A 24361-nucleotide genomic window follows, 5' to 3' on the forward strand; every position below is an offset into this window, starting at 1 on the left:
ACTCGTCCAATAACAACAACAAGCCTATCTAGCAACTCGGACTTTAACTGTCGAAACCTGAATGGACGTATTTCTGGGGATATCTCATGGAACTCTCTCTACGGATCAATCGAAATAACGGCCTCAAGGGACTTACCTTCTGGGGCCAATGGGCGCTGGCGCAAGGTTTTATTGTCGCGCTGTTGTTCGTACTTGCTGAACGCCATACCGGCACCGTCGAGTTCTATTACCGCCTGTGCGCAACACTGGCGGTACTGGCCTCGGTACCGGCGTACACATTCAGCGGCGTATACCGCAAACAGGACAATTACCTGACGGGTCTGGGACGTCTGTTCATGGGCTGGTCGATGACCATGCTCGCGCTGGCCGGCATCGCGTTCGTGTGCAAGGCCGACGAGGTGTTTTCCCGTGAAGTGACGCTGAGCTGGGCGGTGTACGGCTTCCTCGGTCAGGCGCTACTGTACGCGCCGCTGCATGCGTTTTCCAAGTACTACCAGCGTTCCCGCACCAGTGCGCAGAAAACCCTGATTGTCGGCACGGGTGAGTTGGCGCTGGGCCTGGCGCAGAAGATCAGTCTGGTGGAAAACCTGCCTTTGGTAGGTTTGGTCAGCAATGGCACGAAACCGGTTCTGGATTCGGATGCACCGCGGGTGGTGGGCGATCAGGAAGATCTGCTGCAACTGATCAAGGATCATGACATCCGCCGTCTGTACATCACCTTGCCGCTGGCGGAAGCGGCGAAAATCGAAGCGATGTACGTCGATTTGCTCGGGGCCAACGTTGATGTGGTCTGGGTGCCGGACTTGAACAGTCTGACCCTGCTCAACCACTCGGTGAAGGTCGTGGATGGTCTGCCGGCAATCTGCCTCAACGAAAGCCCGCTGACCAGCCGCCCTACTGCTGCGCTGAGCAAAAGTCTGGTGGAAAAAGGCGTGGCGCTGCTGGCGATCATTCTGTTGAGCCCGGTGCTGCTGTTCATCGCGCTGGCGGTGAAGATCAATTCGCCAGGGCCGGTATTTTTCAAGCAGGATCGCCACGGCTGGAACGGCAAGGTGATTCAGGTGTGGAAATTCCGCTCGATGCGCGTGCACGATGACCGCGAGGTGATCCAGGCCAGCCGCAATGATTCGCGGATTACCGCCGTCGGGCGCTTCATCCGCCGCACCTCTCTGGATGAGCTGCCGCAGTTGTTCAACGTGCTGCAGGGACAGATGGCCCTGGTCGGCCCGCGTCCTCACGCTGTCGCGCACAACCACTACTACTCGGGAAAAATCCTCGCGTACATGGCTCGTCACCGAATCAAACCGGGCATCACCGGCCTGGCGCAAATCAGCGGCTGCCGTGGCGAGACCGACACCCTCGACAAGATGCAGCGTCGGGTGGAGATGGATCTGCATTACATCAACAACTGGTCGTTGTGGCTGGATCTGAAGATCCTGGTGAAGACGCCGTTTACGCTGTTGTCGAAAGATATTTATTGATGGACTGGTGACAAGCCAGGCGATACCGCAAGGGGACGAAAGTCCCCTTTTTTGTGGGCGGGATTTGGTGGTGGGATCAGGCGGTTGCGAGGGTGGCAGTGCCGACGCCTTCGCGGGCAAGCCCGCTTGTGTCTGAGTAAGGGAATAAACTCTGGGGTGAGAGGGGGGGATCGAGATATTCACTTCACCACGTTCCACTGTGGGAGCGTGGCTTGCCCGCGATAGCGGTGGGTCAGGCAGCACAAATGTTTAATGTGCCGACGCCTTCGCGGGCAAGCCCGCTCCCACAGGGGATCTCGGCATGGATCGGGATATGTGCCTCACCACAAAACACTGTGGGAGCGTGGCTTGCCCGCTCCCACAGGTCCCGAGCAGGCTCCGGGTTTACTCGGTAATCTTCGAGAAGTTGCGGTAGAACATGTCACCCTCGCGGCTATCGGTCATCGAGTGCAGCTGGAAGCTGCGATTGAGCCTGGCGCCGCCGTCACGGGTCAGCGGGGCCCAGACCAGATTGGCGCGGCGCATGGTCGACATGCTCATCATTTCGTCGAACGGGATCGACAGGTAGATACCCTTGTCGAAACTACCCTCCCCGTACTCGGCACTACCAGCCGTGGTGATCGTGGCCCAGGCGCCGAAGCGCACACCGTTGAAAAACTCGCGAGAGATGTCCAGCGTACCGCCCCAGTCGCCAGCCAGATAACGACCGACGCTGACCGCAGCCAGCGTGTCGTACGGTAAGTCGGTATAGCCGGTGATGTGCCCGGTCCAGACCGAGTAGTCGCGCAGGCCGAAACCCTGGTCGAACTCGCGCTGGCGCACATAGTTCAGATCCGCCCCCACCGACCAGCGCTCGCCGGTCGGCCGGAACAGCACCTCACCGCCGACGCCGGCAAACATCGACTCCAGATAGCCGCCGTAGACCATGCCATACAGGTCCTTGTCCAACTGCTCGGCATGGCTGACCTGAAATAACGGCATGGTCACTTCCGAGGTGGTCAGGTACTGACGCAAATCGGTACGCACCCGCGGCAGGCCGCTCGGCGCATCGTAGGTGAACTTGTCGAAGTTGTTCACCAGGTTGGCACTGAGCAGGCCGTTCCACCAGGTGTTGCGGTTGAAGCGGTACTCGGCGTCCGCATCGGCGCTGAATTGATAGAGCAAACCATCCGGGCCGCCGACGTTCTGCTTGAAGCCCAGGCCGACGCCATAGTTGAAGTGCTGCGGCGCTTCGCTGTAGAGGGTTTTCTCGTTGTGCGGCATCGCCGGATTGATCTCGGTGGTGCGGTGCAACGACTCCAGCGGTTCCTCGTTGTTGATCACTTCGCGGAAGGTCTGGCGCGGCACACTGGTCTCTTCCAGCGGCAGGTCGTAACGCTTGTTGACCACGGTGAACCAGTTGATGTCGTCGTTCACACTGTTGTCGAGAATCCGGCTCGCGCGGCCGACAGCCTTCGACGAATGGAAGTAGCGCTGCTGCTCGCCGTAGACGATCAGCTCGGAATCACGCTGACTGATGTGCTCGACCTTGTACCCGGCATTCTGCTGCAGGCGTTGCGACACGTCGGCCCAGTTGACCTGTTCCATCGGCGTGGTCGGCATCTTCGCCGGCAGCGGTTCCGGCGTCGGGTCGTAGGTCTTGGCCGGCGCCTTGCGGCTGACGAAATTGGTGTGGAAGGTGATGCCAAACATCGCCGTGTTGCCACGCTCCCACGCCGCACTGACATCCACCGAATCGGCCACCTTGAACACCGCACCGAAGTTGATCGGCGAGTCTTGCTTGATCACGTTGTCCTTCGGCTCGTGCTTGTAGTCGTTGCCTTCGTATTCGAGCTTCAGGCTGAGTCGGTCCCACGGTGTCTGATAGCTCACGCCACCAAAGAACGACGGCCGACCGCGAAAGTACGAGCCGGAGTTGACGTCACCGGTCCCTTCAAGAGCCGGTCGGGTATCGAAGCGATCACTGACGTAGCCCAGCGGGTTGTCGAGGTCGCCGCGATTACCCAGGTAACCCCAGGCAATGCCGGCGCTGAAATCGAAATTGTCGAAGCGTTTGTTGGCGACGAAGAACTCACTGGAGAACAAGCCCGTACCACCGATGTCTCGGAAGCCCAGCGCGACTTCCGGCGCCCAGTGGCTTTCCTGCCACAGCCGGACTTTGGCGTCGACCGCCTTGTCCTTGTAGCTCTGGCTGCCGCTCAGCGCCTCGGAGCCGTACGGCCGGTTGGTGATCGCGGTGTAACGGAACGAACCTTCGAGCCAGTCCAGTGGCTGCAACGACACGCTGTAGCGGCTGTAAGGCTCGGTGCGATTGGCATTGACGCTCAGTTCGCCGGCCGGGGCCATGCGCGCGGTCGGCGTCTGCAACAGACCGGTGCCACCAAAATCATTTTGAGTAATACGCGGCTCGGCATGCACCAGGCCACACGGCAATAACAACACAGCTGCAACACGTAACTTCAACGAACCACCTCAGCCAGCTGCGTGGCAATCAATTCGGCCAACTGCTGATTCAGTTCAGGAACAGGCGGATCCAGATCATCGTTTTTCACCGGCACCAGAATCTTGCTGCCGGCCACGGGAAACTGCCCGCTCTCGCGATTCCAATGCGCAATGCCCACGCGCCGGACCGCACCATTGGGCTGAATCAGCCACAAGTAATCGGCCTCGGCATCGTCCAGCGGCGTGCAGCTTTCCAGGTACTCGCGCGCCTCCAGCAGAGGCTGATAAGGCAAGTGGCAGGTCTCGGCAACCGCGCCCAGCACTTGCACCTCGTCGACCCGTTTCGGGTAGATCAGACGATCGCCATCGTCGAGACGCATGTTGCGCGCGAAACCAACTTCTACTGCAACCGGGTCGAGGTCTGCGACCTGGCGCCCGGTGACCGGCATCTGCCGCACCTGCTCGGCCAGGCGCAGCGCCAGTGCCGCGCGGCTCGGTCGATCAAACAACGAGGCCATGCGCTGCAACACATCGAGATCGAACAACACCCCGGCCTTGAGCCGCGCCTGCTGTTCCAGCAACGACTGGCGCAGCAACACGCCGGCCAGCCAGTAACCTTCGGCATTCGGCAGCGCCACGCTGATCACGTCGAGCAAGCGCCCGCCCGGCGGCAATTCCACCGGCCCTGGGTTGGCGACATCGCCGCTGACCGTGACCGCCGCCTGACTGACGCCGCTGAGCAACAGCAGCCCCGCCGATAACATCCGTAAGCGCTTCACGGCAGATGCCTGCGATCAGGGGTCAGTTGCACGATGCGCACACGCATTTGCGCGGTCAGTTGCTGCTCGCTCTGCAGGATGAAACCGTCCAGCGGATCGACCCAGTAATGGTTGGTCGCGCGCAGGCCGATGGCCGGGACGTCGATACGTTCGTCGACACGCAGCACGGTGTATTCCTTGTCGAGAATTTGCAGGGTTTGCGTGGATCGGCGGGAGAATCGGCTGTTGACGATCAAGCCGACTTCCTGGCCCTTGTACAGGTCGATCCAGCGCTGACTGATGAAGCCATCGGCAACTTGATGCAGGCCGCGCTTGAATGGCGCGTTGTCGGCCAGCCGCGTGCCGTCCAGATCGCCCTCGACGCCGAGGCCGATGGTGCGCACGGCGAGGCCATCACGCAGCAGCAACACCTGTTTACCGGAGGCGACCCAGAACTGCAGGTCTTCCCGCTCGCGCACCAGCGCCAGCACTCCGGAACCGGACGGTGTGGTCAGTTTGACTTGCGGATACTTGACCTCGGCCACCTGCGCCGCGCTCACGTCCAGCTCGTCCGGCCCGATCACCGCCGACTTGAGGTTGCGCACCGAAGCGGTCATCAGCGGGTTACAGCCACACAACATCAAGGCCGCCATCAGGCAGACGCCAACTTTCAAGGTTTTCACGGTCGGCCTTATTTGCTGTTGTTACTGAATTCGCTCCAGTTCTTCGCAGCGGAAGCCCCGGTCCCAACAATCGATGCCGACGGCACCAGTTGACTGATGAAGCGGTTCCAGCGCGTGACGTTGGCCGGGCCGACGTACACCACATCCTGCGGACGCACTTCAAAGTGCGAAGCGAGTGCCATTGAGGTCGGCGACTGAGCTTCCAGTTGATAGATCTTCGCCGGCTCGACATCGAGGTTTTCCACCCCGCGAATCACGTACACCGCATTGCCGTTGGAGGTGGTCTGGCTCAGACCGCCGACCGAACCGAGCACGTCGGAGAGGTTCATCGTGGCGGTCTTGAAGCTCAGCGCACGGGGCTGATTGACCTCACCCATGACGTAGATGCGCTTGTTGTCGTTGTACGGCAGATACAGCTGATCGCCGCCCTTGAGGAAGACGTGCTGCAACTCGGAGTCCTGCTGGTTCAGCGAGTCGAGATTGAGCGGATACACCCGGCCATTGCGCGTCAGCAGCAGGCCCGACAGATCGGCGTTGTTGGTGTCGATGCCGGCCGTACCGAGGGCTTCGACCACGCTCAACGGGTTGGTGGAAATCGGCTGCGGACCGGCCTTGGCCACGGCCCCCGAAACTACCACTTTCTGACTGGCGAAACGCAGCACCGCGACATCCACTTGCGGCTCGGCGATGAACGCCGACAGGCGGGATTCGATGTCCGAGCGCAGCTGTTGAATGGTCTTGCCGGCCGCCTGCACTTCCTTGATGAACGGGTAGTACAGCGTGCCATCGGAGCGCACCAGTCGACCGTTGGCGTCGATCTGCTGTTGTGCCCCCGATGGCGCGGTCAGCTCCGGGTGATCCCAGACCGTGATGTACAGCACATCGTTGCTGCCGATGCGGTATTCCGCCGGCGTGGCCAACAGTTCCGCCGGTACCGTTTCACGCTTTTGTGTGGCGCGGGTCATCGAGATCAGCTTGGGCGTGATCGGAATCAGCTCGACCCGACTGCTTTCGCTGGCGCCCTGGCGCGTGATGTCGCCGGTGCTCAGGTATTGGCCGGGGGAAAACATGCAACCTTGCAAAGCGATACTTGCCAACAGCAAAAGAGAAAAACTACGAGTCATAATGGCACTACGCTATTCAAGGGCGAATCTAAAAATAAAGTCACCCGACTTGCGTCGGGCGACCCTGTACTGCACTAACAAATGTTCCTGTTAGTTGTGCGTGCCAGTGGTGCCGGTAGTACCGGTGGTGCCCGTGGTACCGCCGTTGGCACTTCCGCCGCTGTTGGACGCCGCGACTGCACTGGCAACCATTGCAGTACTGGCAGCAGGCGCTGTAGAAGCCGCGACACTGCCAGATACATTGGTCACCGCAGTAAGCGGCGCTTCAGCAGCGGACGCCCAGTTGCTCAACATCGTCAACAGGGCAATCGCCATCACTTTTTTCATATCAACTCCTTTCTAACATTCGGCCTGTTAAAAACCGGCCTGAGTTAGCGGTGGTAGCGTTCAAGTTCGCGAAAATCGCGAACAAGATCCGTCGTTCTTTCACAGTCTTACCCAACTGATAAAAGTCGAACGGCAGGTTTATATCTACGGACTTGCAAAAGGCATTTCCAGCGTATTTTCCCGACGATATCTAACAGCTGACCGAAACTAACATTCAGTATTAGAACGACATCATTCGAGATAACCGCGCGGATGATTCGATTGCCAGCGCCAGGTGTCGGTGACCATGTCCTGCAAACTGCGCGTGGCTTTCCAGCCGAGTTCTTTTTGCGCTTTCGAGGCGTCGGCCCAGCTCTCGGCAATATCGCCACTGCGCCGCGGCATCACCCGGTACGGCACTGGCTGCCCGCAAGCCTGTTCGAAGGCTCGCAGCACTTGCATCACGCTGTAGCCGTTGCCGGTGCCAAGGTTCCAGGTATGAATGCCCGAACGGTCGGCAATCGATTGCAAGGCTTTGAGATGGCCATCGGCGAGGTCAACGACGTGGATGTAATCGCGCACCCCGGTACCGTCGATGGTCGGGTAATCGTCACCGAAAATCGACAGCTCCTGCAGGCTGCCGACCGCGACCTGGCTGATATAAGGCAGCAGGTTATTGGGAATGCCGTTGGGGTCTTCACCCATGTGCCCGCTGTGGTGGGCGCCGATCGGGTTGAAGTAGCGCAGCAAGGCGATGCTCCAGCGCGGCTCGGCCTGACTCAGGTCGCGCAGCACGTTCTCGACGATCAGCTTGGACTGGCCGTAAGGATTGGTCGGAATACCGGTGGGGAAATCCTCGCGGATCGGCATCTGCTCAGGCTCGCCGTACACCGTGGCCGAGGAGCTGAACACCAGCCGGAACACTCCGGCCGCCGCCATCGCCTGACACAGCGTGATGCTGCCGCCGACGTTGTTCTCGTAATAATCCAGCGGCTTGCGCACGCTCTCGCCGACGGCCTTGAGCCCGGCAAAATGCAGCACCGCGTCGATTTGATGCTCGCGAAAAATCCGGTCGAGCAACGCCCGGTCGCAGACATCGCCGCGAATCATCAGCGCGCTTTTGCCGCAAATACCTTCTATCGCATGCAGTGCCGCATCGCTGCTGTTGCAAAGATTATCCAGTACAACAACTTCATAACCTGCTTCAAGCAGCGCAAGTGTAGTGTGCGAGCCGATATAGCCGGCGCCACCCGTTACCAGAATCTTCATAGCGCGGTCCGTCATTGGATAAGTGACAAGTAGCCTGTCAAGTCCCTTTCATTGAATCTGTGGCGCACCACACAAATAAGGACGACAACAGCCTTAAACAAAATTAGTTCAACCACTGGCAATAAATATTTTTGCAGGTCAAACTGTATTGCCCGGTACTTATTAGCACCTCGAGTGCACTCATCACTATCAACAGATACCGACTAAAAATAACCAATAACGCTATAACCGACATCTCATAACATTGTCAGATTTTACCCTCCGCACTAATTGCCATTAACAACCTGACTCAGGTATTAAAGTACTCGTTCAATAATCATTGAAACTTGTGCACCTTCGTAAGTGTGCGCATCCGTTGCCTGTGTTCCATGACTGTCCAGGATACTTTTATGATTCGTAAATGTTTGTTCCCCGCTGCCGGTTACGGCACGCGTTTCTTGCCGGCGACCAAAGCCATGCCGAAAGAAATGCTGCCGATCGTCAACAAGCCGTTGATCGAATACGCCGTTGAAGAAGCACGGGACGCCGGCCTGCAACACATGGCCATCGTCACCGGTCGGGGCAAGCGTGCGCTGGAAGACCACTTCGACATCAGCTACGAACTCGAACACCAGATCCGCGGCACCGAGAAAGAGAAGTTCCTCGCCGGCACCCGCGAGCTGATCGACACCTGCACCTTCTCCTACACCCGTCAGGTGGAAATGAAGGGCCTCGGTCACGCGATTCTCAGCGGCCGTCCGTTGATCGGCGATGAACCCTTCGCCGTGGTGCTGGCCGATGACCTGTGCCTGAACCTGGAAGGTGACGGTGTGCTGTCGCAGATGATCCAGCTGTACAAGAAATTCCGTTGCTCGATCGTCGCCATCCAGGAAGTCCCGACTGACCAGACCCACAAGTACGGGGTGATCGCCGGCGAACTGATGTCCGAGGGCATCTACCGGGTCAATAACATGGTGGAAAAACCGGCGCCGCAGGACGCGCCGTCGAACCTGGCGATCATCGGCCGCTACATCCTGACGCCGGACATCTTCGACCTGATCGCCGACACCCAACCGGGCAAGGGCGGCGAGATCCAGATCACCGACGCGCTGATGAAACAGGCACAGAACGGTTGCGTGCTGGCTTTCAAGTTCAAGGGCCTGCGCTTTGACTGCGGCGACGCCGAGGGTTACCTGCAGGCAACCAACTTCTGCTACGACAACGTCTACCTCAAGGGCCGCTGAGACGGCCCTCGCCCACTTCTCTTTTCAGGAGGCAACCATGAACATGGCACAGCATGCAGCAGAGATTGAACGGGAGGTGGGCAACCTCGGGGCGGTGAGCTGGCTGTCACGCCATCAGCCGTTGCCCAGCGCCAACGAGTCGTGGCTGGGGAGTATTCTGCTGGTGGAACGCATCGGCATGTTTCCTTCGTCCGGCGACATTCGCCGGCCGTTAGCCGATCCCTATCCTCTGCTCGCCCATCTGAAACACCTGTATGCCGAGCAGGCGCTGGAAATGGACGATCGTGATGGGCTAAAGGTAATTTTCAGCGACTGGCGCTTCCGCGTACGCCTGTGCTGCAACGAGCCGGCGATCATCATCAATGTCGAGACGCGGTGTGCCACGCAACTGATGCCGCAGAAGACTGCGGAGCTCCTGAGCCAGATAGATCACTTCAAATAAAACACCACCCCCTGTAGGAGCTGCCGAAGGCTGCGATCTTTTGATTTTGTATTGAAGAGCAAGATCAAAAGATCGCAGCCTTCGGCAGCTCCTACAGGGGTTTGGTGGTGTCGCAACTGTCCGCGTTGATGCCACTGACGATCCAGCGATAGAAGTAATCGGCAATCACCTTCCCGCCCGTCGCGGGCTGCGGATGAATCTTGTCCGGCCCGATCATCGCCGCCGCATAGCGTTTGACGTCAGGGCCGAACGCGCATTGCAGATTGGCAAAGCCCAACTGCTGCTCATGCGCCCATGGCTGCAAGACCTGCGCATACGCCGACATCGGATAGGCACTGGACCGCGTGGTGTCCTGACGCATGATCAGGTTGATGCTCGCCGCCGGTTGAATCTCGCGGATCATCGCCACCAGGCCCTGAACGTTGCGCAGGTACTGTTCGGGTTTGACCCCGAAGCCCTGATCGTTGCCACCAAGCATGATCAGGTAAACATCGGCGGGGATCTTCGACACGGCGGCTTTCCACTGCACCTGCCATTGCGGGTCCCGGTGATAGAAGTCCGCCGATGCCGCGCCCGAGGCCGCCAGTTTCGAGACCCGCACGCCGTGCTGATCGTTGCTCAGCCACAGGCCAAACAAGGTCGGCGTGCCCTTCACCACTTCCAGTTTGAATGACCAGTCTGGCGCTGAAGAGAGACCTGCAAGCGGTACTTCCTGAACGCCCGAACCCTTGAGCGTCAATGGTTTCCAGTCCTCCGAGGGTGTCCAACGGTAGCGCAGCTCACTGGCTTCGCCGTTGCCCAGATAGAGCAATTTCGCCTGGGTGACTTGGGTGTCGATGGCCGGTGTCGGGCTGGCATCGATTTGCAGCCAGGCACCGGGCTTGCCGGTCACCGTGCGGCTGTCGGGGCTGGCCTGGCCGAGGCCGGACACCTGCCAACCACCACCGAAGTACTTTTCACTGCTGCGGGTGTATTTGAAATGCGTGCCACCCAGCGCCGCACCGTGGTTGAAGCCGACGTAACCGGGGCCGGCAAATCCGACCTCGCCGGCCACGCGCTGCACCAGTTTGTTCAGGTAGAAATCCTGCCCGGCGCTGTAGCTGTCGCCGATCACCGAGACCGACAACACCTTCCCGGCCTTGCCTTCGCGCCACTGCGCAAAGCGCTCGCGGGCATCGCCCACTTCGATTACCGACGCTGCGACCGGCTGAGCGTCATTTAGTGCCAACATGCGTTATTTCCTTCAGTCTGGAATGGCCCCTTCGCGAGCAGAGGTTGAGGTCATCCGCTAAATCCTTGTACACCCAAACCCTGTGGGAGCTGGCTTGCCAGCGATGACGGTGGGTCAGGCAAATAAGCTTCATCTGATCGGGCCCCATCGCTGGCAAGCCAGCTCCCACAGAGATGGTGAGTTCCAGAGATCCTTGCTCGCGAAGCTTTTCAGCTATTGGCCGGCACCACCGGAGCAATGCCCGCCACCGGTTTTTTCTTCGCCGCACGCTCGCCCAAAAACAGCACCGAAGTGACATTGAAGCGACTGAAAATCATCGACAGTACCACCGGTCCCAACAGACCGAACAGCAGTCCGCTGAGCACCAGAATGCTTTCGTCTTTTACCCCCAGCCGCCCCATGACAAACCGCGAAGTCGCCGCAAACAACACATGAAACAGAAAGATCGCGTAAGAGTAGCCGCCCAGCCAGGTCAGCCATTTCGAGCGCATGTCACTCGACAGCAAGGCGATGCAGGACACGCAGCCCACGGTCAAGCCAATCAGGCTGCGGCGGTCGACAATCAACTCACGGTCAATCGCCGCCACGTACAGCAGCGTCAACGAAATCAACACAAACACCAGCGGCCCGATCACCTTGAACCGCTGCTTCAACGCCTCGACATTTTCCTGGCCGATCATCCCCGCCACAAAAAACGGCAGCAGGTAAATCGCACCATTGATGCCGAACGTATCGAGCTTGAACGGTGGCAGCAGAAACAGCGCCGCTGCGAAGGCAAACAGCAGGTACAAGCGCGTCGTCGAGCGCAGCATCCCGCGCCACTCCAGCAGCCCGACGAACATGAAAATGATGAACACCGCCTGCAGGAACCAGAAGTGATTGACCGGTACCCAGAACGACAACAAGGCATCGATCACGCCGACATCCTTGTTCACCCCCGGCCCCACCGCCTGCAACACCGAGAACGGCACACCGACGCAAAACAGCGGCACGATCAGCCGTCGTACCTTGCCGCTGAAGAACGCGGAAAAGTCATTGCCGCGAATTTTGTAGATCGAATAGATGTAGCCGGAAATGAAGGTGAACAGCGGCATGCGCACGTACACCATCGAGTCGGCGATCACCCGAAACGGCGAACCGAGATCGATTTTCAGCCCTCCGCCCAACGGGCCAATGACGTGATAGAGCACCAGCAGCAGGCACGCCAGACCACGCAGGGTTTCGATTTCCAGGGACTTTTTCTTGCTCGACATACAGCACCTGCCTCAATTCAGAACGCGTGATTCAACCCGCACCGGTTTGTTCGCACGCAACATCAGGCCCAGGCCGACAAACAGCACCGGCACCACCATGGAAAAGTGTCGGGCGAAGGAGCCGAAGTCCGGCTCGAACAAGCCTTGCACTAACAGAAACGCCAGCGGAATCGCGATCAGTTCCTTGGGTTTGGTTTCGATCGGCGCGCCTTTGTAGTCGGTGGAGGTGATGACTTTGAACAGCAGCAGCGCGGTCATGATCATCAGCGCCACAAAGATCACCTGGCCCGGCCCGGACAACAGAATCAGCTCCACCGGGAACGACAACCGGAAGAAAATGATCATCGAGTCCAGCGCCTGCGAGACGAAGTCGCTGCCACTGAGCCACGAGACGATCAGCGATTTCGACCCCTCCTCCCCCGCCGTACGCAACTCGTTGTTGCTGGCGCGAATCGACGACACCGGAAAGCCCAGCGCCAGTTGGATCGCCATGGCCACCGCCAGGTAAAACAGGAACAGCATCAGGAAGAAAGTGAAGCGCGACACGTACTTTTTCATCACGCAGACGCCAACCCACGACAGCGAAAACAGAATCCAGTAAGGCCGGATCAGCACGCCGTAGATCACCGCCGACAGAAAAAATCCGCCGCGGTATTTGCGTGTCAGCGAGCTGAACAAAATGCTCAGCACCGCCACCGAGACGATGATTTCCTTGGTCAGGTTTTCCAGAAAAAACGAACGCACCACACCCCACAGGCACAGGGTGCCGAAGATCGCCAGCGGCATGCGCCGAAACACCACCACCGGGATCGCCGTGAGGAAGAAGTTGCAGAACATCCCGTAGGCCCAGGCGTTGGTCAGGTTGATACCGGTGGGCCGCAGCAGGAACGCCGAACACTCGTAGGAGGAGCGATCCGGCGAGAACGGGTTCCAGAAATTGCAGTTGTCGGCCCGGGCGTAGGACGACCATAAGGTCATCGCATCCGGGCCCGGATCGCGCGGGATCAGCAGCGGCATCGCCACCGACAGAAACAGCCCGGTAAAGAGAATCAGGAACGACAGCGAGGAATCGAGTTTGCGTCCGCGAAACTCGATGCACGGCAACTTCAACCCCATGCCAGCGCCCCTTTTGCGCGGGTCGCTCGGGTCAACACGGCAATCACGCCAAGCTGCACGATGATCGCAAAGACATTGCCCCACGCCGCGCCATAAATCGAATAGTGCTTGATCAGCAGGTAACTGACCGGCACCGACACCAGCAAGCAGATCGCCGCGCTGGCGAATGACACCCGACTGTTTTTCGAAGCGATCAGACCACCCCAGACGATGTCGCCAATGGCCCGCAAGGCAAAGGAAAAGATCAGCACACCGAGGAGCGCGTTATCCGGACGCGGCACGCTGGTGGCGACGTAATCGAGCACCACGTTGAAGAACAGATAGATCAGCACCGCCACCGCCGCCGACACCACTAACGAGCGCATCACCCATTTATTGACGAACAATTGCTTGACCGTAAATGACTGCTGATCCGCCTGAAACCGCTTGGCCAGCACCGGAATGCCGACCACCGCCACCACCGCGTAGGACAGCGCCTGCAAAGTGTTCGCCGCCGACCACGCGTACACGTATTTACCGAGGCTGGCGTAGGGTTCGAGATCGGCAATCAGAAAGCGCTCGGCGTACTGACTGAGCGCGATCAAGCCCGTACCGAAGTAGAAGGGCAACCCGGCCTTCCACACGGTCGCGGTAGTCAGTGCTTCGCTGACCCGACCCTTGTGCACATTCACCACGATCAGGTAACCGGCGACGATCACCAGCACGTTGGCGGCCACCCACAACCACAGCACACTGGCGATGCCCGACACCCAGTCGAGCATCATCGCGCCCACCGCCAGCAGCGCCCAAAGGCCAGTCTTGATGAAAAACAGCAGCGCGCCCGCGGTGGCTTTCTGTGCGGAAAACACGAACGAGTTGATCTCGAACGACAGGTGTTCAGTGAGCAACACCAGCGTCACGCAGAGGATTAGCGCGGTGCTCGCCTCGACCTGCTGAAACAGCGAATAGATCCCTACCGTTGCCAGCGACAGCAGCAGCCCCACCGCCAGGTACAGCAGCAGGACTTTGTCGACCACCCGCCGCGAGCTGCCGCCGACGCTGATCAACCGATTGATCTCGGAACTGAAACCAACGCTGTAGAACTTCGAAGCGATCAGCGACGCCGCGACCACCACGCCATAAAACCCCAACGCTTCGTAGCCCAGGTAATGGGTGATGGCCAACACCAGCAGAAACTTCGCGCCCAAGGCTCCGCCGCGCAGCAGCAAGCGAAATATCATCGAACGACGCCTTTGATGATCTCGTCCATCATCACCGTCTTGGCTTCGATTTCACGGCAAGTATCGGTCAGGCGCTTGCCGAAATTCGATAGCGCGTTCGGCGCATAAACGGTGTCGATGATCTGCTCGACATTGATGTCGCCGCCATTGATCACCCAGTCTTCCACGCCCATGTCCTGATAGGCGCCAAAGCCTTTGCGTTCATAGCTGATGTGGTACGCCGGGACACCGGACAGCAACGATTCGATGGCGCCGTGCAGGCGCACCGAAATCACCACGTCCGGCTGATATTTGGCAATCGTCGCCTTCAACGACAGCAGGTTTTCGCTGATGCCCAGTTCGCGATAGAACGCACCGTCGTCGTTACCGCGAACGGCACTCTGTACGGCGCAAACCACTTTGCTTTTGTTCTTCAGGCGCTGCAGCAGCAGCTTCAGGTTGGCGACGTAGGCGACTTTCTTTTCCTTGCTCCATTCCGGCGGCTTGCGCAGCACCACGCACACGGTGGCCGGCGATGCGGCACAGCGGGTGAACTTCGGCTGCTGAAGAATCTTGCTGGCCAACGACTGCACTGCCAGATCCGGCGCGCGATAGACGTTTGCGCAAGCATCGAACATTGCCGAGGAGCGGTTATCGCGCACGAACACCGCGTCCGCGCTGGCGTAGTGATCGACGATCTTGCGGCTCTCGCCATGGAACGGGCCGATACTTTGCGGCAGGTACACCGACGGCACCTTGCTGAGGATCGCCGTTTCCAGTTGCTTGGCGTGACCGAGTTTGAGCTTGATGTGTTCGAAGGCGCTTTTGGAGCGCATGTAGCCGCCACCGACGCCGACGATCAGATCGGTCTTGCGCAGCAGATCCGCCAGCCCGGCATACGACTGATTGAGAAAAACTGCCTGCTTGACCCGCCCCAAGCCCTTGGCCGCCATCACCGGCGCGTCGAAACGCGGGTGCGGCAGGTAGGCGAAAGACTGCGGGTCGGACGCCACGACATTGATCGCGGTGTCTTCGCCAAAGTTGCGCTGCACCAACGCGATGGCCAGATCGACGAGCAGGCCGTCACCGGAATTGGACGCACTGTAGCCATGCAAAATCGTTACGTTCATAAGCTTGAGTTCTACTTAATAAGTGGGAGCGCAATACACGTCGTAGGTCTGGCGGATCATCAGGGCGGCGCTGAAGCGTTCACGCACGATGTTCCGGCCTTCGCTGCCGAGGTCGAGCAACCGCGGCTTCTGGATTCGTGCCAGCACATCGGCCAGCGCCTGGTGGTCACCGGTGGGAAAGACGTAGCCGGACACCTCATGGGTAACCAGTTCGGGCAGCGACGTGCAGTTGCTGGCGATCACCGGCAAACCCATGGCCATGCCTTCCAGCGGCACCATGGCGAAACCCTCCCAGCGGCTCGGCACGATCAGCGCGTCGGCCTGTTGATACAGCGCCTGCACTTCGCCCGGCGTGACCCACGGCAGGTACTCGACCGCGTCCATCTGCGGGCACTCGACCTTGTCCTCGTTGACCGCACTGCCAACCACGGTCAGCTTCAGATCGTTGCGCTGTACCTTGGCGAAGGCTTTGAGCAATACGTCGAAGCCTTTCTGGTAATCGAGGCGACCGACGAACAGCAGATGAATCGGCGCGGGGTTGTCGGCCCTCGGTGCGTCATCCTTGTGCGGGATGCCGTTGTAGATCAGGCGCATGCGCTTGCGCTCGATACCGAACCGCGCGGCTTTGTCCATCTCGTAGCGGCTGACGCAAATGATCACGTCGGTGACTTTCTGCAAGACGCGCTCGATCGAGGCGTAGACCTTCTGCTTGATGGGCGAGCTTTCCATCAGGAACGAAAACGCGTGCGGGCAGTAGACGATTTTCGGCCGACGCCACGGCTTGAGCAGCACACAAACACAGCGGCCGATCACCCCGGAAAACGTGCTGTGCAGATGCACCACATCGGGTTTTTCCTTGAGCAGCGTCCGTGCCAGTTCCCACGCAAAGCGCAGCAGCGAAGGCACGTTACGCCCGGATCTGACGAACGTGCGAATCTGGCTCTGATCGATGCCGTGCAGCTCCTGTTTCTGATCGAGCGGCACCAGATAGACCCATTCGTAGTTCGCGTCCTGGCCTTCGGGCGACGCCGATATCGTGCGGATAACGGTGGCAACCCCACCTTTTATCGTTTCAGCCACGTGCAGTATTTTCTTCACAACCCACCCACTTTCATGCCTGTTGGAACGTCCCTGATTTCAGGATTTGTCCGACGCGTATTCGTAGTTGTAATAGCCATAGCTGCCATTGCCGTAGTAGCTGGCAGCGCGCTTCTCGACGCCGTTGAACACCGCGCCCTTGAGCTCGATGCCGTTCTGCGCGAAGCGGCGAATGGTCGCTTCGATTTCCTTGGCCGGGTTCACCGCGAAACGCGTGACGATCAGGCTGATCCCGGCTTCACGCCCGACAATCGCCGCGTCCGTCACCGCCAGCAATGGCGGCGTATCGATGATCACCACGTCGTAGCGCTGACTCAGCTCGGCGAGCAGGTCGCGGAAGTTGGCGTGCATCAGCAGCTCGGAAGGGTTCGGCGGAACCTGACCACGGCTGATGAAGTGCAGGTTGTCGATTTCCACCGTGTTGATCGCCTGCTCGATGCTGCAGCGCTTGACCAGCAGATCCGACAGGCCATTGGCGATCGGCACATTCAGCGTCTTGTGCAGGTGGCCCTTGCGCATGTCGGCGTCGATCAGCAACACGCGCTGACCGCTCTGCGCCATGACCGCGGCGAGGTTGGACGAGACGAAGGTCTTGCCGACCTGCGGGCTGGGGCCGGAGATCATGATGCGGTTGTTGGTCGAATCCAGCGCGGCGAAATGCAGGCAGGTGCGCAGGCTGCGGATCGACTCAATGGACAGGTCGGTCGGGTTGCGCAGCGCCAGCAGATAAGCGGGTGTTTCGGCGGTGACTTTGGCCCGGCCCTTTTTCGTGTCCTCGTCGCGCTGCAAGGCGCTGTAGGGAATCGAGGCGTACACCGGCAGCCCGAGCTGTTCGATGGCTTCCGGGCCTTCCAGACCCTTGCTCAGGGATTTGCGCAACAGCACCAGCGCCACGCCGACAAAGGCGCCGAGGAACGTTGCGATCAGCACAATCAGGGCTTTTTTCGGTTTGACCGGGCTGCTCAGGTCAACATCCGCCGGATCGATCAGGCGCACGTTGCCCACCGCACCGGCGCGAACAATGTCCAGCTCCTGGGATTTGTTCAGCAACTGCGTATAGATCTGCGAAGCCACTTCCACATCGCGGGTCAGGTTGAGCAGCTCCTGTTGCGTCGCCGGTAGATCGCCGACCTTGCCTTCCAGCGATTTCTGCTGCTGGGTCAATTCACCGATCTGCGACATCAAGGCGCGATACGCCGGATGCTGCTTGGTGAATTTGCGATCCATTTCCGCCTGCTGCATTTTCAGCTCGGAAATCCGCGTTTCCAGCGCCACGGACTGACCGAGCACCGATTGGGTTTCCAGGGAAATGTTCACGGTCTTGCCGTGGGTCTGGTAAGCGTTGAGCGCATCGCTGGCCTTGGCCAGATCACGCTTGACCTGCGGCAACTGACTTTGCAGGAACGCCAGGCTTTGCGCCGCCTCCGCCGAGGTCCGACGTACGTTCTGATCGACGTAGAGCGCGGCGATCTTGTTAAGGATTTTCACCGCCTCGGCGGCGTCGGCGCTGGCCAGCGCCAGGCGGATAATCCCCGACTCTTTACCTTGCTCGGAGATATCCAGCGCATCCTGGTAACCCTGAATGGTCACTATCCGTGGATTGCGCACCACTTCAAAACGGGCACCCGGGTTGGCTTGCAGGCGCTCGATCAAACCTTCGACACCGTCCTGGGCGAAGGCTTCGCCGGCGACGCCCTCGACCAGCAGGTTGTCGTTGTCATCGAGCAACTGAAAGTGCTGTTGCTCACCTGCAATCAGGGTGAGCTTTTTGCCCAACAGTTCTTTGGGCAGATCGAGCCGGGCGAATTCCAGACGCTCGCCGCCCCAGGCGTAGCTGTTGAAGCCAAAACGCGGCGGCGCCACGCTGACCTCGGTTTCGCCGCGATAACGCCGGGCGAGAAAACCGCCGACCACCGGGAAGGTGTTGGGGGTGACGTCGATATCCAGACGCAGGTCGTCGACGGTTTTGCCGATCACCGCGCGGGATTTGATGATGCCGATTTCGGTCACCGACGGCGATTGCCCACCGAGCATGCTGCTGAGGTCGGAAAAGCCGAGCATGTCGTTCTTTTTCGGTTCGACCTGCACCAGCGCGTTCGCCAGGTACACCGGCGTCGCCAATACCGCGTAGGCAACGCCGGCGGCCATGAAGGCACCGGTGAATGCACCGATCAGCCATTTCTGGTCGATCAAACTGCCGAATATGCCGAGAAGATCAATACTGTCTTGATCGTTATCACGGTTGGCGATTACTGACGGTAACTGCATAAGTCTTTCTTACCATTCACTGATCTGAAGAATATTCATCAATGTCCGAGGCGCTGCGCCCACGAGCTAACAGCATCTTCAATCAATGCATGGGCATGAATAAAAGCGGCCTTACCTTGACGATACGGATCCTGTATTTCTCGTTCGCTCTGCCACTTGCCAAGAAGAAATACTTTGCCTCGGGCGTGCGAAGCAATCTTCAGCACCTGATTCACATGTTGTTTTTCCATCACCAGAATCAGGTCTGATTCATTGACGATATCGGCGGTCAATTGCCGGGCCCGGAAACCCTCGGCGCTGTGCCCGTGGTCTTCCAGCACCTGGCGTGCCGAGGCTTCCATGCCTTCGCCGACTCGCGCTGCGAGGCCTGCGGAAGTCACGGAGATGGTTGAGGGGATCAGCGCGTTGCGCAGCAGAAGTTCTGCTGTCGGACTTCGGCAAATATTGCCAACGCACACAACCAGGATATTTCTGAACAAGGTTTACTTTCCTGTGTAATATCATTCTGCCAACATCTAGTGCGAATCTTAATGAACCCACTAGATCATCCTGCACTCAGAAATAGATTCGCCCTGTTAGTACCAGCGTATTAAGTACCACAGCCTCAAAAGCCGCCAAAACAGAATTACCGGACTAAAAATAACTGTGATTTTCAGGTCTTGCTTTCCTGACAAAAAATAACATTGGCGCACTTAGTGCCTTTGTTAGTTTCGAAGCAGTTATCACGAGATACTTTTTTCGCCGTTGTCATTTCTCATCAGGAGAACCGACATGAAGTCAGCACATCTCAACCGATTGGGCGCCCTGACCCTGTTGTTGCTCGGCAGCGCCAGCCATGTCCACGCCAGTGATCTGTTCCCGGCATTACCCACCAACAAGACCATCGGGGTTCAGGTCAAAGTCCAGACCTTCTCCGCCGCCGACGCCGAGCACGTCAAAGCCACCGGCTTCAGTTTCGTACGCTTCGGCGTATGGACCGACAGCCTGAGCAGCGCGGCCTATCAGAAACAGGTCAGCGAGGCCTTCGCCGTGGCCCGCGCGGCGGGTCTGCCGGTATTGATGACCCTGCGCGCGACCAAGCCGTTGAATACCAGTGATCTGGCGAACGCTGGGGTTGCGTATGCCAACGCGCTGACCAGTCTGGCGGCAACCTACGGTTCGCAACTGGTGGCGATTGAACTGTGGAACGAGCCGGACCTGGGCACCTACTGGCCGACCGGTAACTTCGACACGACGTTCGTGCCGTTCATGAGCGCGGCGTGCAAGACCCTGCAGGACAAGCCACCCGCCGCCCCGGTGATCGGTTTTGGTTTTGCCCGGCCGCCAACGGCCGGCTCGGCGTCGACGGTGGCGCTTAACCGAATCGTCAGCGAGTACCCCAAGTGCCTCAACGCGGTTTCCTACCATCCGTACGGCATGACCGGTACACAGATCAGCAACGCCCAGGCGTTTATCCAGCAGAACTTCCATCTGCCGGGGGTGATCAGCGAATGGGGCATCTCGGCGCTCGCCTCCAACGGCGGGATTGAGGGGCAGGCCAGCAAAATCAGCGCATTCGTGGCCGATATCAAAACCCGCAACATTGCCCTGACCTCGATTTACGAATGGAAAAACAGCGACACCGGCAGCAATGACCGCGAAAAGAATTTCGGTCTGTTGACGTCCGATGGCCAGCCGAAACCGGCAGAAACTGCGGTCAAAACCCAGCTGAGCCAGCAATAACCTCCATCAATGTGCTCAAGGGGCGCTGGCCGTCAGTTGCTTTGAACCTGCGGCCGATTTTGGCATCGTATTCATCGATACCGCGCCCCACCCTTCAAACAGCCGTTCTCAGGTTGTTGCCCCCGGGGAACCCGTTACGCCTTGATGCCCTTGAGTGGCTGTCAACGCTCGGGTAATGTCGTCAAACCCACAGGACAGAGCACACCCATGACTTCCAAGCTGGAACAACTCAAACAGATGACCACCGTGGTTGCCGACACCGGCGACTTCGAAGCGATCGCCCGGGTCAAGCCGGTCGACGCCACCACCAACCCTTCCCTGCTGCTCAAAGCCGCCGCCATCCCGGCTTACGCCGAGCTGCTGAACGCTTGCGTCAGCGACTGCAAGGGCGACGTGGGCCTGGCCAGCGACCGTTTCGGCGTCGCCGTCGGCCAGGAAATCCTCAACGTGATCCCGGGCCGCATTTCCACCGAAGTGGATGCGCGCCTGTCGTTCGACCAGGACGCCGTGCTCAAGCGTGCACATCGCCTGATCGAGCTGTACGACAAGGCCGGCATCGGCCGTGACCGCGTACTGATCAAGATCGCGTCGACCTGGGAAGGCATCCGCGCAGCCGAGATTCTTGAGAAGGAAGGCATCCAGACCAACCTGACCCTGCTGTTCTCTTTCGCTCAGGCTGCCGCTTGCGCTGACGCCGGGGTGTTCCTGATCTCGCCGTTCGTGGGCCGCATCTACGACTGGTACAAGAAGGCCAACGGCAACGACTACACCGGTGCCGATGATCCGGGCGTACAGTCGGTCACCCGCATCTACAACTACTACAAGGCCAATGACTACAAGACCGTGGTCATGGGCGCCAGCTTCCGTAACCTGAGCCAGATCGAACAACTGGCCGGCTGCGATCGCCTGACCATCAGCCCGGACCTGATCGACAAGCTGGCAGCCGACACCGGCAAACTGGAGCGCAAACTCGCCCCGGGCCACGCCGGCGAAGCGCGTCTGAGCCTCAACGAAGCGCAATTCCGCTGGCTGTCCAACGAAGACGCGATGGCTACCGAGAAACTGGCTGAGGGCATCCGTCAGTTTGCCCGTGACCAGGAGAAGCTCGAGGCGCTGTTGCAGGCCAAGCTGTGATCTGAGCGGTTGAAATGCAAAAAGGGCGAACCCGGTTGGGTTCGCCCTTTTTATTTATGCAGTGCCGGAAGATGCATCGTCTGGACTGACGCATTCGCGGGCAAGCCCACTCCCACAGGGTCAGGTGTGGAATGAAGATCTCGGGTTCACTCAATCACTGTGGGAGCGGGCTTGCCCGCGAAGAGGCCGGAACAGACAACCTCAACCCCAAAGAATCAGTGTCTTTCGAGGGCATTCACCAGATCATGGAAGGCTTCACGATTGGAGTCGTTCAGCCCCATGAGGATCTTGTGCGCTTCAAGCACCTTGATCCGCACCACTTCTTCCGACTGATCCTGATCCGGCAGGTCGTCCAGACACTCGGGGCACGGCACCGGGTGGTTGACGATGTTGAACACCTGCTCGAAGCCCATCGACTGCAGCAGCCGGGTGATGTCTTCGTGGGTGGTGACGACGGTCGGCAGCAGGCCGACCTTTTGCCGCGACAGGATCGACAGCTTGGCCAACAGGCCCAGGGTGGTACTGTCGATGCTGCGGGTTTCGGTCAAATCGATCACGATCGCGTTGAAATTCAACGCGGTGAAGATTTTCTCAATAGTCGCATCCAACGCCGAACACAGGGTCAGGCGAACTTCACCGACGAACTTCAGGACGAAGGTGCCGTCCTGCTCGGCGAACTGGATTCTACCGGTACTCATTGAAGGTTCCTGCTCAACACCAACAGGGCGATATCATCCGGCATCTCCCCTAGCGTGGCCAATCCAAACACTTGCCGCAGACCATCCAGGCTGCCGCCCGCCGACTTCACCCGTTGTGGCAAAGCGGCTTCTTTTTCCTTGAGCGTAGGTTCTGGCAACAGATCCAGAATACCGTCAGACATCAGCGTCAGGCTGAACGTCGGTGGCAGCTCAAGCACGTGATCTTCGTAGGTGGCCTCGTTGAAAAGGCCCACTGGCAAACCGCGGCCTTCGAGGTAACGAACACTGTCAGGCGTGTACAACACAGGCAACGGCAGATGGCCGCCGATGCTATAGGTCAACAAACCGGTCTCCTCGTCGATGACTCCACCGACCATTGTGACGTGTTTGCCCAGCTTACAACTGATCAGCCCCCGGTTGATATGACCAAGGACTTCCGAAGGCTTGAATTCCGGCAATGTGCCGTTGCGCTTGGATTCGAACAGCAAGCGCGTGGTCATGAACTTCAGCAGCACGGTGACGAACGCTGAAGAGGCACCATGCCCCGACACGTCGGCCAGGTAGAACGCCACCCGACGCTCGTCGACGCGGAAGTAGTCGACAAAATCACCCGACAGGTACAGCGACGGGATGATCTGGTGGGCAAACTGGAACTCGTCGATGCGCCACGGGCTTTCCGGCAGCATGTTCATCTGCACCTGGCGACCGGCGTTCTGGTCTTCCTGCAGCAGGTTCAGGCTGGCTTCAAGCTCGCGGTTGGCCTTCTCCAGCTTCTCGCGGTAGCGCTGGTTCTCCAGCAGCAGGCGCGCACGATCCAGCGCGCGACGCACCGAGTGCTCGAGCACGGCCAGGTCTTCAAGAGGCTTGATCAGGTAGTCCGCCGCACCCAGGCGCAGCGCCTCGACCGCGTCGTTCATCACGCCGGCACCCGAAACGACGATCATCGGCGTTTGCGGTGACCGCTCGGTGACCTGACGGATGAGTTCGAGACCACCCATCTGCGGCATGCGCAGATCGCAGATGACCAAGTCGGGCTTGTCTTGCTCGAATACCTGAAGACCCTGTTGGCCGTTGCTGGCCTGCAGGACGCTGAAACCACTGTCTTCCAAATAGGCCGCGAGGCTCGCGCGCACTACTTCGTCATCATCGATTATCAGCAGCGTGGCACTGGTTTTTGGCATGTGGGCAAACGGCGCCAGAATTAGGTTGGCGTAGCAGGCGGGGCATCGGCCCGGCTCAGACTACTGGATTCGCTTTCTAGCCTCTCTGCTGCACCGCTTTCGGGCAGTGGCCCGGAACGCGATTGCACCAGAGGTGCCCTTCTAAGGCGCAGACGGTACTCCCATCCGCGGGGCGTTTCAAGCATGCGCCGATGGTCGCTTGACGACTTTACTTGTCAAATCACCGAGAGTTATAAGAACCGCTCAAACCGTAACCCAATGGAAGGTCAAAACCATGAGTCAAACCGGTCGGGACTACAGCGAAAAGCGTGATTTCATCCGCATGCGGGTCGATGCCGATGTGGTGTTGATCCATGAAGGTGATGAGGTATCAGCCGTGTGCATCGACCTCTCGAGCAGCGGCATGCAGGTTGAGGCACCGCGCCAGTTCACGGTTGGCGACCGCTTGAGTGTGCGCATCGACTCCGATCATGCCGCCTTGAGCGGGCTGGAAGCGGAGACCGAAGTGGTCTGGGTCAAGGCCCAGGATGGCGACAGCCAGAAGCTCGGCCTGAGCATTCTGAAGATGAAATAAGCGCACACAAAAAAGGCGGCCTCACAGGC

General features: G+C 59.2%; 22 protein-coding genes. 6 read left to right on the forward strand and 16 right to left on the reverse strand.

The annotated features are described in order from the left end of the window. Positions 1–86 precede the first annotated feature (86 nt). Positions 87–1481: an undecaprenyl-phosphate glucose phosphotransferase gene (locus tag B1722_RS15740; RefSeq protein ID WP_041074650.1), complete on the forward strand. Its 1395-nt coding sequence runs from the start codon at positions 87–89 to the stop codon at positions 1479–1481. 384 nt (positions 1482–1865) lie between these two features. Here B1722_RS15740 and B1722_RS15745 read toward each other — a convergent pair whose 3' ends face one another. From B1722_RS15745 to galE, 6 genes are all read right to left on the reverse strand, one after another. Beyond that, a complete protein-coding gene (locus tag B1722_RS15745) occupies positions 1866–3944 on the reverse strand; it encodes a YjbH domain-containing protein (protein ID WP_086793359.1) in 2079 nt (692 codons plus the stop codon). Continuing rightward, a complete protein-coding gene (locus B1722_RS15750; protein ID WP_368040824.1) occupies positions 3941–4702 on the reverse strand; it encodes a capsule biosynthesis GfcC family protein in 762 nt (253 codons plus the stop codon). Before B1722_RS15750 ends, B1722_RS15745 begins: the two co-directional genes overlap by 4 nt. Beyond that, the gene (locus tag B1722_RS15755; protein WP_086793362.1) at positions 4699–5364 is read right to left on the reverse strand and encodes a YjbF family lipoprotein; all 666 of its coding nucleotides are present in this window, start codon (positions 5362–5364) and stop codon (positions 4699–4701) included. Before B1722_RS15755 ends, B1722_RS15750 begins: the two co-directional genes overlap by 4 nt. 8 nt (positions 5365–5372) lie before the next feature. Continuing rightward, the gene (locus B1722_RS15760; protein ID WP_007968243.1) at positions 5373–6434 is read right to left on the reverse strand and encodes a polysaccharide biosynthesis/export family protein; all 1062 of its coding nucleotides are present in this window, start codon (positions 6432–6434) and stop codon (positions 5373–5375) included. 144 nt (positions 6435–6578) lie between these two features. Next, a complete protein-coding gene (locus tag B1722_RS15765; RefSeq protein ID WP_003226528.1) occupies positions 6579–6815 on the reverse strand; it encodes a hypothetical protein in 237 nt (78 codons plus the stop codon). A gap of 231 nt (positions 6816–7046) precedes the next feature. Then, complete coding sequence (galE, locus tag B1722_RS15770) at positions 7047–8063, reverse strand: UDP-glucose 4-epimerase GalE (RefSeq protein WP_086793363.1); 1017 nt, start codon at positions 8061–8063, stop codon at positions 7047–7049. A 389-nt stretch (positions 8064–8452) separates the two neighbouring features. Between galE and galU the strand changes: the two genes are divergently transcribed. Together galU and B1722_RS15780 are read left to right on the forward strand one after the other, a co-directional pair. After that, on the forward strand, positions 8453–9286 hold the full coding sequence (gene galU, locus B1722_RS15775; RefSeq protein WP_086793364.1) for a UTP--glucose-1-phosphate uridylyltransferase GalU: 834 nt from the start codon (positions 8453–8455) through the stop codon (positions 9284–9286). A gap of 37 nt (positions 9287–9323) precedes the next feature. Next, positions 9324–9728, forward strand: coding sequence for a mannose-1-phosphate guanylyltransferase (locus tag B1722_RS15780; protein ID WP_041074028.1), 405 nt, complete (start codon positions 9324–9326; stop codon positions 9726–9728). Positions 9729–9819: 91 nt separating this feature from the next. Here B1722_RS15780 and B1722_RS15785 read toward each other — a convergent pair whose 3' ends face one another. The 8 genes from B1722_RS15785 to B1722_RS15820 form a co-directional block, all read right to left on the reverse strand. Continuing rightward, positions 9820–10959: a GDSL-type esterase/lipase family protein gene (locus B1722_RS15785; protein ID WP_086793366.1), complete on the reverse strand. Its 1140-nt coding sequence runs from the start codon at positions 10957–10959 to the stop codon at positions 9820–9822. Positions 10960–11168: 209 nt separating this feature from the next. After that, the gene (locus B1722_RS15790; RefSeq protein ID WP_041074024.1) at positions 11169–12212 is read right to left on the reverse strand and encodes an acyltransferase family protein; all 1044 of its coding nucleotides are present in this window, start codon (positions 12210–12212) and stop codon (positions 11169–11171) included. Positions 12213–12224: 12 nt separating this feature from the next. After that, a complete protein-coding gene (locus tag B1722_RS15795) occupies positions 12225–13328 on the reverse strand; it encodes a hypothetical protein (RefSeq protein ID WP_027611477.1) in 1104 nt (367 codons plus the stop codon). After that, positions 13319–14548, reverse strand: coding sequence for a polysaccharide biosynthesis C-terminal domain-containing protein (locus tag B1722_RS15800; protein WP_041074022.1), 1230 nt, complete (start codon positions 14546–14548; stop codon positions 13319–13321). Before B1722_RS15800 ends, B1722_RS15795 begins: the two co-directional genes overlap by 10 nt. After that, on the reverse strand, positions 14545–15657 hold the full coding sequence (locus B1722_RS15805; RefSeq protein WP_086793368.1) for a polysaccharide pyruvyl transferase family protein: 1113 nt from the start codon (positions 15655–15657) through the stop codon (positions 14545–14547). The genes B1722_RS15800 and B1722_RS15805 overlap by 4 nt, the downstream gene beginning before the upstream one ends. Positions 15658–15672: 15 nt before the next feature. Continuing rightward, the gene (locus tag B1722_RS15810) at positions 15673–16755 is read right to left on the reverse strand and encodes a glycosyltransferase (RefSeq protein ID WP_086793371.1); all 1083 of its coding nucleotides are present in this window, start codon (positions 16753–16755) and stop codon (positions 15673–15675) included. Positions 16756–16794: 39 nt separating this feature from the next. Beyond that, complete coding sequence (locus B1722_RS15815; RefSeq protein WP_086793373.1) at positions 16795–19023, reverse strand: polysaccharide biosynthesis tyrosine autokinase; 2229 nt, start codon at positions 19021–19023, stop codon at positions 16795–16797. Positions 19024–19061: 38 nt separating this feature from the next. After that, positions 19062–19502, reverse strand: coding sequence for a low molecular weight protein-tyrosine-phosphatase (locus tag B1722_RS15820; RefSeq protein WP_041074014.1), 441 nt, complete (start codon positions 19500–19502; stop codon positions 19062–19064). Between the two features lie 292 nt (positions 19503–19794). On the opposite strand from B1722_RS15820, the gene B1722_RS15825 reads away from it, so the two are divergent. After that, the gene (locus B1722_RS15825; RefSeq protein WP_086793375.1) at positions 19795–20745 is read left to right on the forward strand and encodes a glycosyl hydrolase family 5; all 951 of its coding nucleotides are present in this window, start codon (positions 19795–19797) and stop codon (positions 20743–20745) included. A gap of 207 nt (positions 20746–20952) precedes the next feature. Beyond that, positions 20953–21879: a transaldolase gene (gene tal, locus B1722_RS15830; RefSeq protein ID WP_086793377.1), complete on the forward strand. Its 927-nt coding sequence runs from the start codon at positions 20953–20955 to the stop codon at positions 21877–21879. A gap of 215 nt (positions 21880–22094) precedes the next feature. Here tal and rssC read toward each other — a convergent pair whose 3' ends face one another. After that, on the reverse strand, positions 22095–22577 hold the full coding sequence (gene rssC / locus B1722_RS15835) for an anti-sigma factor antagonist RssC (RefSeq protein ID WP_003226553.1): 483 nt from the start codon (positions 22575–22577) through the stop codon (positions 22095–22097). After that, positions 22574–23758, reverse strand: a complete 1185-nt coding sequence (gene rssB, locus B1722_RS15840) for a two-component system response regulator RssB (protein ID WP_041074010.1) — start codon at positions 23756–23758, stop codon at positions 22574–22576. Before rssB ends, rssC begins: the two co-directional genes overlap by 4 nt. Before the next feature lie 274 nt (positions 23759–24032). Here rssB and B1722_RS15845 point away from each other — a divergent pair, with 274 nt between their 5' ends. Then, on the forward strand, positions 24033–24332 hold the full coding sequence (locus B1722_RS15845) for a PilZ domain-containing protein (RefSeq protein ID WP_041074008.1): 300 nt from the start codon (positions 24033–24035) through the stop codon (positions 24330–24332). Positions 24333–24361: the final 29 nt, after the last annotated feature.

The organism is Pseudomonas sp. SCPG-7 (assembly GCF_002156405.1).
GTDB classification, from domain to species: Bacteria; Pseudomonadota; Gammaproteobacteria; order Pseudomonadales; family Pseudomonadaceae; genus Aquipseudomonas; species Aquipseudomonas parakoreensis.

Coding starts and splice junctions, on each gene's coding strand:
- B1722_RS15740 (WP_041074650.1), top strand. CDS start 87: ATGGAACTCTCTCTACGGATCAATCGAAATAACGGCCTCAAGGGACTT.
- B1722_RS15760 (WP_007968243.1), bottom strand. CDS start 6,434: ATGTTTTCCCCCGGCCAATACCTGAGCACCGGCGACATCACGCGCCAG.
- B1722_RS15765 (WP_003226528.1), bottom strand. CDS start 6,815: ATGAAAAAAGTGATGGCGATTGCCCTGTTGACGATGTTGAGCAACTGG.
- galE (WP_086793363.1), bottom strand. CDS start 8,063: ATGAAGATTCTGGTAACGGGTGGCGCCGGCTATATCGGCTCGCACACT.
- galU (WP_086793364.1), top strand. CDS start 8,453: ATGATTCGTAAATGTTTGTTCCCCGCTGCCGGTTACGGCACGCGTTTC.
- B1722_RS15780 (WP_041074028.1), top strand. CDS start 9,324: ATGAACATGGCACAGCATGCAGCAGAGATTGAACGGGAGGTGGGCAAC.
- B1722_RS15785 (WP_086793366.1), bottom strand. CDS start 10,959: ATGTTGGCACTAAATGACGCTCAGCCGGTCGCAGCGTCGGTAATCGAA.
- B1722_RS15790 (WP_041074024.1), bottom strand. CDS start 12,212: ATGTCGAGCAAGAAAAAGTCCCTGGAAATCGAAACCCTGCGTGGTCTG.
- B1722_RS15795 (WP_027611477.1), bottom strand. CDS start 13,328: ATGGGGTTGAAGTTGCCGTGCATCGAGTTTCGCGGACGCAAACTCGAT.
- B1722_RS15800 (WP_041074022.1), bottom strand. CDS start 14,548: ATGATATTTCGCTTGCTGCTGCGCGGCGGAGCCTTGGGCGCGAAGTTT.
- B1722_RS15805 (WP_086793368.1), bottom strand. CDS start 15,657: ATGAACGTAACGATTTTGCATGGCTACAGTGCGTCCAATTCCGGTGAC.
- B1722_RS15815 (WP_086793373.1), bottom strand. CDS start 19,023: ATGCAGTTACCGTCAGTAATCGCCAACCGTGATAACGATCAAGACAGT.
- B1722_RS15825 (WP_086793375.1), top strand. CDS start 19,795: ATGAAGTCAGCACATCTCAACCGATTGGGCGCCCTGACCCTGTTGTTG.
- tal (WP_086793377.1), top strand. CDS start 20,953: ATGACTTCCAAGCTGGAACAACTCAAACAGATGACCACCGTGGTTGCC.
- rssC (WP_003226553.1), bottom strand. CDS start 22,577: ATGAGTACCGGTAGAATCCAGTTCGCCGAGCAGGACGGCACCTTCGTC.
- rssB (WP_041074010.1), bottom strand. CDS start 23,758: ATGCCAAAAACCAGTGCCACGCTGCTGATAATCGATGATGACGAAGTA.
- B1722_RS15845 (WP_041074008.1), top strand. CDS start 24,033: ATGAGTCAAACCGGTCGGGACTACAGCGAAAAGCGTGATTTCATCCGC.